We start from the raw sequence: 15,602 nt of genomic DNA on the forward strand, positions 1-15,602 counted from the left end.
GGGCAATCCATCACCTGCCTCCATGCAAATCACACGAATAGCAGAACCTCAAAAGCGTTCCGTGTAAACACTCCCCCCCTTGAGGGGGAGATTGGATGTGTCGATGCCTCGCCTTTAATCGACGCCATATTTGAAGTGGTGAGTCTCCGTCTAGCCGATCTCCCCCCTTGAGGGGGAGATGCCCGGCAGGGCAGAGGGGGGGCGCCCACCCGCGCCGCTTTCAACACTTCCTTCCAACACGCCGACCTTGCCATTCCCCCGAAAGCCTTGACAAACGGGCGTGGTCATGCGCTTTTCCGCGCGATTTTCATGGTCGCTGCGCCGGGTTCTTCCCGCGCGGCCCTTCAGCATTTCAGGATAGCACGATGCACCGTTACCGCAGCCACACCTGCGCCGCCCTCCGCAAGTCCGACGTCGACGCCACCGTCCGTCTTTCCGGCTGGGTCCACCGCGTTCGAGATCATGGCGGCGTGCTCTTCATCGACCTTCGTGACCATTACGGCATCACCCAGGTCGTCGCCGACCCCGATTCGCCGGCCTTCAAGATGGCCGAAACCGTGCGCGGCGAATGGGTGATCCGCATCGACGGTCGCGTCAAGGCGCGCACCGAAGACACCATCAACAAGACCATGCCGACCGGCGAGATCGAGCTCTACGCACAAGAAATCGAGGTTCTCTCGGCCGCCAAGGAACTGCCGCTGCCGGTCTTCGGCGAGCCGGATTATCCGGAAGATGTGCGCCTGAAGTACCGCTTCATCGACCTTCGCCGCGAGACGCTGCACAAGAACATCATCAAGCGCACGCAGATCATCTCCTCCATGCGCAAGGGCATGGGCGAGGCGGGTTTTGCCGAATACACAACGCCGATCCTGACCGCCTCCTCGCCGGAAGGGGCACGCGACTTCCTCGTGCCGTCGCGCGTCCATGAGGGCAAGTTCTTCGCCCTGCCTCAGGCGCCGCAGCAGTACAAGCAGCTCCTGATGGTTGCCGGCTTCGACCGCTATTTCCAGATCGCGCCGTGCTTCCGCGACGAAGACCCGCGCGCCGACCGCCTGCCGGGCGAATTCTACCAGCTCGACGTCGAGATGAGCTTCGTCACCCAGGAAGACGTCTGGGACACGATGGAGCCGATGATGACGGCGGTCTTCGAGGAGTTTGCCGACGGCAAGCCGGTGACGAAGCAGTGGCCGCGCATCCCCTATGACGAGGCGATCCGCAAGTACGGCTCCGACAAGCCCGACCTGCGCAACCCGATCGTGATGCAGGCCGTCACCGACCATTTCGCCGGCTCCGGCTTCAAGGTCTTCGCGAACATGATCGCGTCGAACCCGAAGGTGCAGGTCTGGGCGATCCCGGCCAAGACCGGCGGCTCCCGCGCGTTCTGCGACCGCATGAACGCCTGGGCGCAGTCGACCGGCCAGCCCGGCCTCGGCTACATCTTCTGGCGCAAGGAAGGCGAGAAGCTCGAAGGCGCCGGCCCGCTGGCGAAGAACATCGGCGAGGAGCGCACCGAAGCGGTCCGTCAGCAGCTTGGCCTCGAAGACGGCGACGCCTGCTTCTTCGTCGCCGGCGATCCGGCCAAGTTCTACAAGTTTGCCGGCGAAGCCCGCACCCGCGCCGGCGAGGAACTGAACCTCGTCGATCGCGACCGCTTCGAATTCTGCTGGATCGTCGACTTCCCCTTCTACGAATATAACGAGGAAGAAAAGAAGATCGACTTTGCGCACAACCCCTTCTCCATGCCGCAGGGCGGCATCGAGGCGTTCGACAGCAAGGATCCGCTGGACCTCAAGGCCTACCAGTACGACGCGGTCTGCAACGGCTTCGAAATCGCCTCGGGCTCGATCCGTAACCAGTCGCCGGACCTGATGGTCAAGGCCTTTGAAAAGGTCGGCCTCAGCCAGACGGACGTGGAAGAGCGCTTCGGCGGCCTTTACCGTGCGTTCCAGTACGGTGCACCGCCGCACGGCGGCTGCGCCTTCGGCATCGACCGTGTCGTCATGCTGCTGGTCGGTGCGAAGAACCTGCGCGAGATCTCGCTCTTCCCGATGAACCAGCAGGCGCAGGACCTGCTGATGAACGCACCATCGCCGGCAACGCCGACGCAGCTTCGCGAACTGGCCCTGCGCGTCGTTCCGACGGCGAAGAAGGACTAAATCGCAAAACCTCTCCTCCGTCATGGTCGGGCTTGACCCGACCATCCATCCACCGGCACGCCGTAGATGTGGATCCTCGGGTCGAGCCCGAGGATGACCTGGAGGTGGGGCGGATCTTCAGAAAAGGGGCCGGCGGAGACGCCGGCCCTTTTTTTGCCGAAAGACGCCACAATGCCGCGAATTCGCCGCCAGTCGATCAGAATTCGGCGCGCAATCAGTCGAAATGCACCCCTAGCGTGAAGTTGCGCCCACAGAGGCGATTCACGACTGGAGGGACTTTTCATGACGACGACCGAAGCGGACGATCCCGTCCCCGCATCATTCCCGCATGCGCAGAGCCCCGAGCCGCGCGGCAACCTCGCCACCTTCCTGCGCTCGCCGGGCGTCAAGTTCATCATGATCGGCATCATCTCCGTGGCGCTGCTCGTGCCGCTGCTTCTCGTCTGGGGCCTGACGGAAGAGCGGGCGCAACGCGCGGCCGATGTCTCGCGGCGCATCGCCAATGGCTGGGGCGGCGACCAGACGATCAACGGTCCCTATCTCGCCGTGCCCTTCTTCGTGCAGCGCAGTCGAGACGTGGATGGCCGCACGATCGTCGATCAGGTGACCGAATGGGCGCTGGTGATGCCGGAGACGCTCGACGTCACGGCGGACCTGAAGACCGAGGAGCGCAAGCTTTCGATCTACACGCTGCCGGTCTACAACGGCGCGCTGAGCCTGAAGGGTCGTTTCGGCAAGGGCATCTTGCAGGACCTGACGCAGTTTCCGGGCGAACCGCAGCTCGACCGGGCGTTCCTCGTGCTCAACATCAACGACATTACCGGCATCCGCTCCGATGCCGGCGTGAAGATCGACAATGGCGCGGTGCTGCCCTTCGATCCCGGCATGCGGCAGGTGTCCGCCATGGCGATCGCCGCCGCCGACGGCTATCCGACGCCGCAGACCAATGTCGGCGTGCACCGGGCGATCGAACGGCCGCTCGTCGAAAACGGCTTTGCCTTCGAGATCGCGCTGTCGCTGAACGGCTCGCGCAGCTTTGCCGTCGCACCCGCCGGCCAGACGACGAGTTTCTCTGCCAAGGCCGACTGGCCGCATCCGGGCTTCGAGGGCCTCTTCCTGCCGGAGCAGAAATCCGTCACCGCGACGAATTTCGAGGCGAAGTGGACGATCCCCTATCTCGCCCGCGGCATCGACCGGGTCGCGGCCGGCTCGACGCTGCCGCTGTCGGGCAGCCTGATGACGATCAACCTCGTGGAACCCGTCCAGTTCTACCAGGTGATCTCGCGCACGCTGAAATATTCGATCGGCTTCATCTCGCTCGTCTTCCTCGCCGTCTTCGTCGTAGAACTGAAGGGCGGGCGCATGGTGCACTGGATCCAGTATGTGCTGACGGGCCTTGCGCTCATCGTTTTCTACGTGCTGCTGCTGGCGCTCGCCGAACATACCGGCTTCACCATCGCCTATGCGGTGGCGGCGCTCGCCACGACGCTGCTGATCGCCGCCTATCTCGGCAGCGCCACGGGCAGCCGCAAGAACGGCCTGTCGCTCGGCGCGGTGCTGCTCTCGGCCTATGGCGTGATGTATCTGGTGCTGCGCGAAGACGAATATGCGCTGCTCGCCGGCGCGCTCATCTCCTTCGTCACCATCGCGGCGACCATGTATGCGACGCGCCGCGTCGAATGGTCGGCGCCGGTGACACAGGCGATCCCGGCTCGCTGAAGGCGCAAAACAAAAAGCCCGGAGCAGACGCTCCGGGCTTTCTTCATCTTGAGGTTGCCGAAAGGCTTACATTTCCTCGTTGGCCGTAACCGTCACGCCGAGGACCTGCGGGATGGTCTGCGGTGCGCCCATGGCGGCACCCATGATCATCGGGAACGGCACCGGCTCCTTCGGCTCGGCGCTGATCTTCAGGCTCTTCGGGTCGTCGAGATAGGTGTTCACGGCGGCCGAGATCTGGTTCTGCAGGTCAGGCATGTTGAGCTGGGCGATCATGATCGGAACCAGGCCCTTCAACGACTGTGCCATCTGGTCGCCCGAGACACCCTGTTCGCTGCCGGCATAGTCGAGCAGCTTCTTGGTGATCGAGGCATCCTCGAAGGACAGCGACGCGCTGTTGAAGGTCAGCTGCTGCACGAGGCCCATCATGGCCATGCCCATGGCGGCGTTGGCCTCTTCCTTGTTCGGGTTGGCTTCGGCGGTCTTGATGGCTTCCTGCAGGTTCTTCAGGAAGTCCAGCGTGTAGCCGGAGAATTCCAGCGACAGGTTGAGACGGCCGATATCCTTGAAGTCGAAGGCATATTCATCGACCGCGAGCTTGCCGCTGGCGAGCTCCCAGCTACCGGACATGTTGACCTTGCCTTCCAGCGACTGGATGCCGAGCTTGGCAAGCGTGTCCTTGGCCTTGGGGTCCTCGACGGTCGTCAGGTCCGCCTTGAGGTCGTTGAGCGTGGCGTCGAATTCGAGGCCGGCATCGGCGTCCATCCGGGTGATGTTCGCTTCCATGCCGGACATGGAGAAGACTTCCTTGCCCTTGGTCGAGACGCTGACCGGGCCGGCGGTTGCCGATTCGTACATCAGCAGCGATTTGAGCGTGCCGGGAACCACGGTGCCGGGGATCGATACGCCGTTCAGCGCGAGGTCCTTGGCCGAAACCGTTGCTTCTGCCTCGGTGACGTCGATGTCCTGGAATGCGACGGTCTCGATCGTGTAGCCGCCTTCGCCGTCTTCCTCGACGCCTTCCATGGTGATGGTGCCGAGCTTGATCGGCGCTTCGGCGCCCGTCGCCTTCAGCTCGGTGCCTTCCAGCGTCACGGTCGAGCCGTCGACGCCGACATTCGAATAGCCGATGGTAACGCCGCTCGTGGCATAGGTGGCATTCAGCTTCGCCATCAGATCCGCGCCGTCGAGCGCAAATGCGGGGCTTGCCAGGGTGGCGAGCGCAGCGCCGGCGAGAAGGGTGCGGAAATGGGAGGTGCGCATCATAGGTTTGGCTCTCTTTCTGGATTTTTTCGACGGCTGCCTTGCCGTTACCGCTCATAGACGTGCGGCGCGGTGACTATATTCGGGCCGGCGCAACTTTCCATGGCTTTCTCGCCCGCCCGCCGGTTTTCTCCGACAGGCTTTACAAAGCACTATCCACAGCCGGATTACCCGGATTCCTTGCCGCGAATCGGTCCGCGGGCTAGTCAAGTCCCATGGGACAAAACACCTTGCCGCCGGATGGCGGAGACGACAACATTCTGCCGGTCGACCTCAAGGCGGCGCTGGAAGAGCGCTACCTTGCCTATGCGCTGTCGACCATCACGCAACGCGCGCTGCCGGATGTGCGCGATGGCCTGAAGCCGGTCCATCGCCGCATCATCCATGCGATGAGCGAGATGGGCATCCGCGCCAACTCCTCGTTCAAGAAATGCGCCCGTATCGTCGGCGACGTCATCGGTAAGTTCCACCCGCATGGCGACCAGTCGGTCTATGACGCGCTGGTGCGCCTCGCGCAGGATTTTTCCCAGCGCTACCCGATCGTCGACGGGCAGGGCAATTTCGGCAATATCGACGGCGATAACGCCGCCGCCTACCGATACACCGAAGCGCGCATGACGGATGTCGCGACGCTGCTGCTCGACGGTATCGACCAGGATGCCGTCGATTTCCGCCTGACCTATAACGAGGAAGATGAGGAGCCGGTCGTCCTGCCGGGCGCCTTCCCGAATCTGCTCGCAAACGGTTCCTCCGGCATCGCCGTCGGCATGGCGACCTCCATTCCCTCGCACAACGTACATGAGCTCTGCGACGCAGCGCTGCATCTCATCCGCCATCCTGATGCCGAACTCGAAAAGCTCGTTGAATTCGTGCAGGGTCCGGACCTGCCGACCGGCGGCATCATCATCGACAGCCGCGAGAGCATCACCGAAGCCTACCGCACGGGCCGCGGCGGTTTCCGTGTGCGCTCGAAGTGGCAGACGGAAGATCTCGGCCGCGGCGGCTACCAGATCGTCATCACCGAAATCCCCTACCAGGTGCAGAAGTCGCGGCTGATCGAGAAGATCGCCGAGCTGCTGATCGCCCGCAAGCTGCCGCTGCTCGAAGATATCCGCGACGAATCGGCGGAAGACGTGCGCATCGTGCTGGTGCCGAAGAGCCGCACGGTCGATCCGACGATTCTGATGGAATCGATGTTCAAGCTCTCCGAGCTCGAAAGCCGCATTCCGCTCAACATGAACGTGCTGTCGATGGGGCGCGTGCCGCGCGTCATGGGCCTGAAGGAAGTCCTCGTCGAGTGGCTCGCCCATCGGCGCGAAGTGCTCCAGCGCCGCTCGCGCCACCGGCTCGCCGCGATCGACCGCCGGCTGGAAATCCTCGGCGGCTACCTCGTCGCCTATCTCAATCTCGACGAGGTGATTCGCATCATCCGCGAGGAGGACGAGCCGAAGGTCTCGTTGATGGAGACCTTCTCGCTCACGGACGTGCAGGCCGAAGCGATCCTGAACATGCGCCTGCGCTCCTTGCGCAAGCTGGAAGAATTCGAGATCCGCACCGAATTCGACACGCTGTCGAAGGAGAAGGCGGAGATCGAGGCGCTGCTCGCCTCCGACGAGAAGCAGTGGCAGACCGTCGCCTGGGAAATCGGCGAGGTCCGCAAGAAATTCGCGAAAGCCACCGAGCTCGGCCGCCGCCGTACCCAGTTCGCCAGCGCCCCGGATGCCGATGTCGAGGCCATCCAGCAGGCGATGATCGAGAAGGAACCGGTCACGGTCGTCATCTCGGAAAAGGGCTGGATCCGCGCGCTGAAGGGCCACATGTCCGATACGTCCGGCCTCCAGTTCAAGGAGGGCGACGCGCTGAAGGTGGCCTTCCCGGCGCAGACCACCGACAAGGTTCTGATCGTGACGACGGGCGGCAAGGTCTACACGCTCGGCGCCGACAAGCTGCCGGGCGGCCGCGGCCATGGCGAACCGCTGCGCATCATGGTCGATATGGAAAACGACCAGGACGTGCTGACGGCCTTCGTGCACGATTCCTCGCGCAAGCTCATCGTCGCCTCGCAGGCCGGCAACGGCTTTATCGTTTCGGAAACCGAGATGGTCGCCAACACCCGCAAGGGCAAGCAGGTGATGAATGTCGGCATGCCGGACGAGGCGAAGCTCGTAGTGCCGGTGCGCGGCGACCACGTCGCCGTCGTCGGCGAAAACCGCAAGCTGCTGGTCTTCCCACTTTCGCAGCTGCCGGAAATGACGCGCGGCAAGGGTGTGCGCCTGCAACGCTACAAGGACGGCGGCGTCTCCGACCTGCGCTGCTTCGCCATCGCCGACGGCCTCACCTGGGACGACAGCGCCGGCCGCAACTTCGTGCGCAGCAAGGACGAACTCGCCGAATGGATCGCCGACCGCGCCACCGCCGGCCGCACCGTGCCGAAGGGTTTCCCAAGAAGCGGCAAGTTCAGCGGCTGATCAGCCGGAATAGGGCACGCTGACGTCGCGTAGGAAGCGCGTCGTCACTTCGCCAGTTCGCGAAGCGCCTCCTTGTACTTCTCCATTCCGATGCGGGCGGCTTCCAATTGCCTGGCCATATCGTCATCCGGCGGCGGCGGTGGGCTATCGCGCTTTTCATCCTTCTGCGTCATCGGTGCCTGAACCTCCGTGCCTACCATAACGCGTAGATCACAAGCGTAGCACCTCACCCCGTAAACGGAAACTCCGCCGCCGGGTCGCCTTGCCGGGCGGCACGGGATTTTGAGCGCATCTGCCAGAGGGAATGGGCAAGCAGCGCGAGGATGAGGATGGAGCCGCCGATCAGGGTTTGGGTGGTGGGAGTTTCGGCGAAGACGATCCAGACCCAGATGGGGGCGAGCACGGTCTCGACCAGGTAGAACATGCCGACTTCCGGTGCCGAGAGGTAGCGCGGACCGGTGGCGAGGCACCAGAAGGCGAGGGGCAGAAGCACGAGGCCGTTGAAGAGGATATAGACCGGTTCGGCGACCGTCAGGCCGCCGAAGGGAAGACAGAACAGCGCGACGATGCCCGAGAGTACGGCGGCGACGAGCGGCACGAAGCCCATGTCGGCGCCGCTTCTGCGGCTGAGCGTCAGGGCGATGGCCAGCAGGAAGGCCGAACAGGCCGCCATCGCGTCGCCGAAGACGTTTCCGCTCGAAAGCCCGTCATGCACGATCAGAAGGACGCCCGCGACCATGGCGGCCATGGTCAGGAGCGTCGCGTTGCTCGGCCGCTCTCCCAGGAAGATCCAGGAGAGGATGGCCGCGAACATCGAGGTGAAGGCGAGGATGAAGACGACATTGGCCGTCGTCGTGTTGAACACCGCCAGCATGAAGGTCAGCCCGTTGACGCCATAGAGCAGGCCGATCAGCAGGCCGATGCGGCCGGGAATGAGCACCGTCTTGCGGCGAAACACGAAATTCAGGACGGCCCACAGGACGAGCGCCATCACGAAGACCGAGATATTGCGCAGGACGACCATCGACCAGACGTCACCGTCGGCGGAGCGGATCAGCGGGATATCGAAGGAGAGGGCAAGGCCGCCGATGGCGGTGATGAGAAGCCCCTTGCGGTGGAGGGCCGGGTCATTCTTCTGGGACAAGGCGGCAATCGATTCTACGGCTGGGGTTCGGTATTTTCCCCATCATAGCGCTCCCAGCCGCGCGGCATCAGGTGTTCCTGCGGCAAAAACTTTGTTTTGTAGTCCATTTTGCGCGAACCCTTGACCCAATAGCCGAGATAGACATGCGGCAGGCCGAGCGCCTGGGCGCGGCGGATATGGTCGAGGATCATGAAGGTGCCGAGAGAGCGCTCGGCCCGTTCCGGATTGTAGAAGGAATAGACCATCGAAAGGCCGTCGCCCATGCGGTCGGTCAGTGCCACGGCGAGCAGTTCGCCCTGCGGGCGTTCCTGAAGGCCGGAGCCTTCCTCGCGCAGGCGGTATTCGATGATCTTGGTGTGCACATGGGTGTCCTCCACCATCATCGCATAATCGAGCACCGACATGTCCGACATGCCGCCCTTCTGGTGGCGGGCGTCGAGATAGGTGCGGAACAGCGAATATTGCTCGCTGGAGGGCTCGGCCGGATATTCATGCGAGATGAGGTCGGCATTCGTCGCCTGCACGCGGCGCATGGAGCGGCGCGGCTCGAATTCGTTGACGAGGATGCGCACGGAAATGCAGGCGCGGCAGGTTTCGCAGGCCGGGCGATAGGCGATGTTTTGCGAGCGGCGGAAGCCGCCCTGGGTCAGGAGGTCGTTCAGCTCCGGCGCGCGTTCACCCACCAGATGGGTAAACACCTTCCTCTCCATCTCCTGCGGCAGATAGGGGCAAGCCGCCGGCGCGGTGAGATAGAACTGCGGAGAGGATGTTGCCTGCGTATTCATCGGCCGTGAGGCGACTCCGTCGTGTGACACTTCTATGCCAATACCATGGCCTAGTTCGAAAAAAGGTCAACTGGCGCATGACCCTTCAAACCGCAATCGGTTTGCGATCATGCGCCGAACGGAGGGTCCTGGCCAGTCCGTTCCCTCAATAGCGGTCGCGACGGACCACTACGGTGCCGAGCAGCAGGTCGTGCAGCAGGCGCCCGCGATCGGTGAAGAGGCCGACGAGCACGATGAACGGCGTCAGCACCGCATTGCCGATCCAGAACAGCACGAGATGCACGATGGCCGTCAGGAAATCGACCGGCCGGCCGTCGGTGCGGGCAAGTGCGAGGCCCGTGACGTTCATGCCGGCACTCGCCTGGCTCGGGCCGCCCATCGTCAGGCCGAAATAGAGCATGGCGACGATGGCAAAGAGCGCCGGATAGAGGAAGAAGCCGAGGCCGAGCGTCAGGATGCCGAGGAAGAACACGATGACGGCGGCCGGAACCCACAGCAGCGCGACGATCGCATAGTCGATCAGAAACGCAAAGATCCGGCGCGACAGCACGCCGCGATAGGCCTGCCAATCCGTCGTCGGAACCCGCGTTTCATTAAAGTCGGCGCTCATCTCATTGTCTCCCGAATGGAACATGCCTGTTATATGGGGAGGCTTTTTGGGGAAAACAACGGTTGGCGCGGGGGCCGCTCGCTACCCTCGCTTTGCCAAATGCCGAGCCACGTCCATTGCGAAATAGGTCAGGATGCCGTCGCAGCCGGCGCGCTTGAAGGCGAGCAGGGTTTCCAGCATGACGCGTTCGCCGTCGATCCAGCCGTTCATCGCGGCGGCCTTGATCTGGCTGTACTCGCCGGAGACCTGATAGGCGAAGACCGGGAGGCTGAAGGCCTCCTTCATGCGCCAACAGATGTCGAGATAGGGCAGGCCGGGCTTGACCATCAGCATGTCCGCGCCTTCCTCGACGTCCAGCGCCGCGTCGCGCATCGCTTCGGTGCCGTTGGCGGGGTCGATGTAATAGGTCTTCTTGTCCCCCTTCAACAGCCCGCCGGTGCCGATCGCGTCGCGATAGGGGCCGTAGAAGGCGGAGGCGAACTTCGTCGCATAGGCCATGATGCCGACATTCTGGTGGCCCGCGGCATCGAGCGCCTGGCGGATCGCACCGACCCGGCCGTCCATCATCTCGGACGGCGCGATGATGTCGGAGCCGGCATCGGCCTGGAGCACGGCGGCCTTCGCCACCAGCTCGACCGTCTCGTCGTTGACGATGACATCGCCGCGCAGCACACCGTCATGGCCGTGGCTGGTGAAGGGATCGAGCGCGACATCGGTGATGACGCCGATGTTCGGCACCGCCTTCTTGATGGCGCGGGTCGCCTCGTTGATCAGGTTGTCGGCGGCGAGACAGTGGGAACCCGTCTCGTCGCGCAGGCTCATCTCGATGTTCGGGAAGGTGGCGAGCGCCGGAATGCCGAGGTCGGCGGCTTCCTTGGCGGCTTCCACGAGCCTGTCGACGCTCATGCGGTTGACGCCCGGCATGGCGGCGACCGGATCGACGACGTTCGTGCCCGGCACCACGAAGACCGGCCAGATGAGGTCATCGACCGTCAGGCGGTTTTCCTGCACGAGGCGGCGCGTCCAGTCGGCCTTCCGGTTGCGCCGCATGCGGCGGTGGCCGGTGATCTCGTCGACGATGTTCCTGCTGCCGGTCATGATGTTTCTTCCCTTGCATGGGTCCTTTGCCGCCTCCTTATCACGCAAAAACCATCCATCAAATCGCGAGCGGCGAGGGGGCCTGCGGCATATGGCCGTGCATGACGGATTTTGCGGGCTTTATACCAGCCTACCTTGCCCTTACTGTCCGCGCCATGGTTGCTGATTCTGCCAAGGGCCCGAGATCTAGCCTGACCGAAACGCTGTTCGTGCTGTTCCTGCGGCTCGTGGCGCTCGGCTCGCTGTGGTTCGCGTTGCAATATTGGGCGATGCTGACCGGCGTCTCCTTCAACGGGCAGGGGCGCTTCGATCTCCTGCCGCCGGCGTGGAAGGCGGCCTATACGGCGCTTGCCGTTCTGTTTCCGGTCGCGGCCGTCGGGCTTTGGCTTCTGGTGTCCTGGGGGCCGGTGATCTGGCTCATTGCGGCGGCCACCGAAATCGCCATGCACGAGGCCTATCCGTCCATTTTCGGCATCGACCGGCTGCTGGTTTTCATGCATGCCGCAATCGCCATCGTCTTCGTGCTTTTCCGCCTCGCGCTCTTCATCCAGCGCCGCCGCCAGGCTCGCACGGTAAGAACTGATTCACCCTGAGACAGGGTCGCCTTCCGGTAAGGCGCTGTTAAGCCTGCGGTTTAAGTAGAATTTTAGATGCATTCGTTAGGTTCTCACTCAAGGCGGGAAAACAAACCACACCGCCAAACAAAACAGTGAGGCAGTAACCATGAACACCAAGATGAAGCCGCAGCAGGCCCCCGTCGTCGACCCGCAGGAAGACGCGATCCGCAACCTCTATCTGGAATCCCTCCACCTCGTCGAGCGTCTGCACCGTCGCCTGCTCGATGTGATCAAGGACGAGTTCGACCGTGGCGGTCGCTCCGACGTCAACGCCGTCCAGGCGCTGCTCCTCTTCAACATCGGCAATTCGGAATTGACGGCAGGCGAGCTACGCTCCCGCGGCTACTACCTCGGCTCGAACGTCTCCTATAATGTCAAGAAGCTGGTCGACCTCGGCTTCATCAACCACCAGCGCTCGCGCATCGACCGTCGCTCGGTCCGCATCAGCCTGACGGAAAGCGGCCAGGAAATCGCCGAAACCGTCGCCAAGCTCTATGAGCGCCATATCGGCTCGATCCAGAAGGTCGGCGGCATCGGCGAAGGCGAATTCAACCAGATGAACAAGCTGCTCCAGCGCCTGGATCGCTTCTGGAACGACTCGATCCTCTACCGACTGTAATCGTCGCGCGACAGTTTCGACCTCCTCCTCAAAAGCCGGCCGCGTTCCCTGCGCGTCCGGCTTTTCGCGTTTTGCGGCTGGCACTTGCGGGCCGCCGCGCCCTCCCAGACACGAATTGGCCATATTGCTGTGACACCCGGACAGTGGGGTTTGAGGTATGCGCGGGCGGCAGGGCCGGTTTGCGTTTGTTAACCCTGTTCGTGATAGCTGCATCGGGTATGGACCTTTTGGGTCGCCGTGCCACGTGCACCTCGCCGCCTTTCGCGGCGCTCAGGAGATGGTAGGATAAATGTCTCGCAAAACCGGATTTGATGTGTTCTCGCGCCGCGCATTCCTGCGCTCTGCCGCAACCTTCGGCGCCGCCGCAGTGGCCGGCCAGGCGCTCGCCCAGACGGCGCTCGACGACATCCTCAATGCTCCGCGCCGCGGCAACTGGGACGACCAGTTCGACGCCGAGGCATCGCGCACCGCCACCGCCGTCGTCTCCAACAACCCGATCTTCGGCTCCGGCAGCTCCGGCTACCTGCAGCAGGCGATCATGGATTACCAGAACATCGTGTCGAGCGGCGGCTGGCCGACCATCAACACGCAGCAGAAGCTTGAAATGGGCGTCGCCGACCCGGCCGTGGCGCAGCTGCGCCAGCGCCTGATCATCTCCGGCGACCTGCCGCGCTCCGCCGGCACGAACGGCGCCTTCGATTCCTACGTGGACGGCGCCGTCAAGCGCTTCCAGGCCCGTCACGGCCTGCCGTCCGACGGTGCCGTCGGCGAATATACGCTGAAGGCGCTCAACGTTCCGGCCGATACCCGCCTCGGCCAGCTCCAGACGAACCTCGTTCGACTCCAGGCGATGTCCGGCGATCTCGGCCGCCGTTACGTCATGGTCAACATCCCGGCCGCCTATATCGAGGCCGTCGAGAGCGGCCGCGTCGCCTCGCGCCACACCGCGATCGTCGGCAAGATCGACCGCCAGTCGCCGGTGCTGAACTCCAAGATTTATGAAGTGATCCTCAACCCCTACTGGACTGCGCCGCGCTCGATCATCCAGAAGGACATCATGCCGCTGATGCGCAAGGATCCGACCTACCTGTCGCGCAACTCGATCCGCCTGTTCGACGGCAATGGCGGCGAAGTTTCGCCGGAGACGGTCGACTGGAACGCCGAAAAGGCGCCGAACCTGATGTTCCGCCAGGACCCGGGCAAGATCAACGCCATGTCGTCGACGAAGATCAACTTCCACAACGAACACCAGGTCTACATGCACGACACGCCCCAGCAGGGCCTGTTCAACAAGCTGATGCGCTTCGAATCGTCGGGCTGCGTGCGCGTGCAGAACGTGCGCGACCTTTCCGTCTGGCTGCTCAAGGACACGCCCGGCTGGTCGCGCTCGCAGATGGAATCGACCATCAAGAGCGGCGTCAACACGCCGATCAAGCTGGCGGAGGAAGTGCCGGTGTTCTTCACCTACATCACCGCCTGGTCGGCCAAGGACCGCGTCGTGCAGTTCCGCGACGATATCTACCAGAAGGACGGTGCCACCGAGCTCGCCCTCCAGACCAACTACAACCAGGAAGGCGGCCAGGCCGTCGACAGCGACCTGTTGCCGCAATAAGGCCATTCGTCGTACTTTTCCAAAGGCCCCGCTTCCGAAAGGAATGCGGGGCCTTGCTGTTTTCAGGCATTTGGCGGCTTGTCGTTTTTGTCTCATAACGCGCGCGGAAATGGCGCAAACCGTGGAGCGGATATTGCCCTTGCCATGCGAGGACGATAAACACCGTGCCACCCACCCTTAAGGAGCCTCGAGGATGAGCAATTCTTCCGCTACCGACGTTTTCTTCACGCGTTCCCTTGCCGATACCGATCCGGAAATTTTCGGCTCCATTCAGAAGGAACTCGGTCGTCAGCGCCACGAGATCGAACTGATCGCCTCGGAAAACATTGTTTCGCGCGCCGTGCTCGAAGCCCAGGGCTCGATCATGACGAACAAGTATGCTGAGGGCTATCCGGGCAAGCGCTATTACGGCGGCTGCCAGTTCGTCGACATCGCCGAGGAACTCGCCATCGAGCGTGCCAAGAAGCTGTTCGGCGTCGACTTCGCCAACGTCCAGCCGAATTCCGGTTCGCAGATGAACCAGGCCGTTTTCCTCGCGTTGCTCCAGCCGGGCGACACCTTCATGGGCCTCGACCTCAATTCGGGCGGCCACCTGACGCATGGTTCGCCGGTCAACATGTCCGGCAAGTGGTTCAACGTCGTGTCCTACGGCGTGCGCGAAGAAGACCACCTGCTCGATATGGACGACGTCGCCGAGAAGGCGCGCAAGAACAAGCCGAAGCTCATCATCGCCGGCGGCACCGCCTATTCTCGCATCTGGGACTGGAAGCGCTTCCGCGAGATCGCCGATGAAGTTGGCGCCTATCTGATGGTCGACATGGCGCACATTGCCGGCCTCGTCGCCGGTGGCCAGCATCCGTCGCCGTTCCCGCATTGCCACGTTGCCACGACCACCACGCACAAGTCGCTGCGCGGCCCGCGCGGCGGCATCGTTCTGACGAACGACGCGGAAATCGCCAAGAAGATCAACTCGGCCGTCTTCCCGGGCCTCCAGGGTGGCCCGCTGATGCACATCATCGCCGCCAAGGCCGTTGCCTTCGGCGAGGCACTGCAGCCGGAGTTCCAGGACTACGCGGCCCAGGTCGTCAAGAACGCCAAGGCGCTTGCCGAGACGCTGAAGGCTGGCGGCCTCGACATCGTGTCCGGCGGCACCGACAACCACCTGATGCTGGTCGATCTGCGCAAGAAGAACGCGACCGGCAAGCGCGCGGAAGCCGCTCTCGGCCGCGCCTACGTCACCTGCAACAAGAACGGTATCCCCTTCGATCCGGAGAAGCCCTTCGTCACCTCGGGCGTGCGTCTCGGCACCCCGGCGGGTACGACCCGCGGCTTCAAGGAAGCCGAGTTCCAGGAAATCGGCAACCTGATCGTCGAGGTTCTCGACGGCCTGAAGGTTGCCAATTCTGACGAGGGCAATGCGGCAGTCGAAGCGGCCGTTCGGGAAAAGGTGGTCAAGCTGACGGACCGCTTCCCGATGTACACCTATATGTAAGGCAGCAGTTCCAGGAAAAGTG

Annotated in this window: 13 protein-coding genes; 7 read left to right on the forward strand and 6 right to left on the reverse strand. The window is 63.2% G+C overall.

Annotation, left to right across the window (positions count from 1 at the left end; translation table 11 throughout):
• Window positions 1-365 precede the first annotated feature (365 nt).
• The gene (gene aspS, locus AC1RWL_RS18700; RefSeq protein WP_493096379.1) at window positions 366-2,156 is read left to right on the forward strand and encodes an aspartate--tRNA ligase; all 1,791 of its coding nucleotides are present in this window, start codon (window positions 366-368) and stop codon (window positions 2,154-2,156) included.
• Between the two features lie 282 nt (window positions 2,157-2,438).
• Complete coding sequence (gene creD / locus AC1RWL_RS18705; protein WP_493096378.1) at window positions 2,439-3,875, forward strand: cell envelope integrity protein CreD; 1,437 nt, start codon at window positions 2,439-2,441, stop codon at window positions 3,873-3,875.
• 66 nt (window positions 3,876-3,941) lie between these two features.
• On the opposite strand, the gene AC1RWL_RS18710 is transcribed toward creD, so the two are convergent.
• Window positions 3,942-5,138, reverse strand: a complete 1,197-nt coding sequence (locus tag AC1RWL_RS18710; RefSeq protein WP_493096377.1) for an aq_1923 C-terminal domain — start codon at window positions 5,136-5,138, stop codon at window positions 3,942-3,944.
• A gap of 212 nt (window positions 5,139-5,350) precedes the next feature.
• Between AC1RWL_RS18710 and parC the strand changes: the two genes are divergently transcribed.
• A complete protein-coding gene (parC, locus tag AC1RWL_RS18715) occupies window positions 5,351-7,603 on the forward strand; it encodes a DNA topoisomerase IV subunit A (protein WP_439616996.1) in 2,253 nt (750 codons plus the stop codon).
• Window positions 7,604-7,647: 44 nt separating this feature from the next.
• Here the strand turns inward: parC and AC1RWL_RS18720 are convergent, their stop codons facing one another.
• From AC1RWL_RS18720 to hemB, 5 genes are all read right to left on the reverse strand, one after another.
• Window positions 7,648-7,776 (reverse strand): hypothetical protein, encoded by a 129-nt coding sequence (locus AC1RWL_RS18720; RefSeq protein ID WP_493096376.1) that lies wholly within the window; start codon window positions 7,774-7,776, stop codon window positions 7,648-7,650.
• A gap of 53 nt (window positions 7,777-7,829) precedes the next feature.
• The gene (locus AC1RWL_RS18725; RefSeq protein ID WP_493096375.1) at window positions 7,830-8,747 is read right to left on the reverse strand and encodes a DMT family transporter; all 918 of its coding nucleotides are present in this window, start codon (window positions 8,745-8,747) and stop codon (window positions 7,830-7,832) included.
• A 14-nt stretch (window positions 8,748-8,761) separates the two neighbouring features.
• Window positions 8,762-9,532: an arginyltransferase gene (locus AC1RWL_RS18730; RefSeq protein ID WP_493096374.1), complete on the reverse strand. Its 771-nt coding sequence runs from the start codon at window positions 9,530-9,532 to the stop codon at window positions 8,762-8,764.
• A 145-nt stretch (window positions 9,533-9,677) separates the two neighbouring features.
• On the reverse strand, window positions 9,678-10,142 hold the full coding sequence (locus AC1RWL_RS18735; RefSeq protein WP_493096373.1) for an RDD family protein: 465 nt from the start codon (window positions 10,140-10,142) through the stop codon (window positions 9,678-9,680).
• Between the two features lie 81 nt (window positions 10,143-10,223).
• Window positions 10,224-11,240 carry a porphobilinogen synthase gene (gene hemB / locus AC1RWL_RS18740; RefSeq protein ID WP_493096372.1) on the reverse strand — a complete coding sequence of 339 codons (1,017 nt, stop codon included), beginning with the start codon at window positions 11,238-11,240 and terminating at the stop codon, window positions 10,224-10,226.
• Between the two features lie 101 nt (window positions 11,241-11,341).
• Between hemB and AC1RWL_RS18745 the strand changes: the two genes are divergently transcribed.
• The 4 genes from AC1RWL_RS18745 to glyA all read left to right on the forward strand — a co-directional run bounded on the left by AC1RWL_RS18745 (window position 11,342) and on the right by glyA (window position 15,580).
• Window positions 11,342-11,833: a DUF6163 family protein gene (locus AC1RWL_RS18745; protein WP_493158438.1), complete on the forward strand. Its 492-nt coding sequence runs from the start codon at window positions 11,342-11,344 to the stop codon at window positions 11,831-11,833.
• Window positions 11,834-11,963: 130 nt separating this feature from the next.
• A complete protein-coding gene (gene ldtR, locus AC1RWL_RS18750) occupies window positions 11,964-12,476 on the forward strand; it encodes a transcriptional regulator LdtR (protein WP_256118896.1) in 513 nt (170 codons plus the stop codon).
• Window positions 12,477-12,765: 289 nt separating this feature from the next.
• Window positions 12,766-14,088: a L,D-transpeptidase family protein gene (locus tag AC1RWL_RS18755; protein ID WP_256118897.1), complete on the forward strand. Its 1,323-nt coding sequence runs from the start codon at window positions 12,766-12,768 to the stop codon at window positions 14,086-14,088.
• A 193-nt stretch (window positions 14,089-14,281) separates the two neighbouring features.
• Window positions 14,282-15,580: a serine hydroxymethyltransferase gene (gene glyA, locus AC1RWL_RS18760; protein WP_256118898.1), complete on the forward strand. Its 1,299-nt coding sequence runs from the start codon at window positions 14,282-14,284 to the stop codon at window positions 15,578-15,580.
• Window positions 15,581-15,602: the final 22 nt, after the last annotated feature.

Source organism: Shinella sp. GW821-FHT10F02, assembly GCF_058809275.1.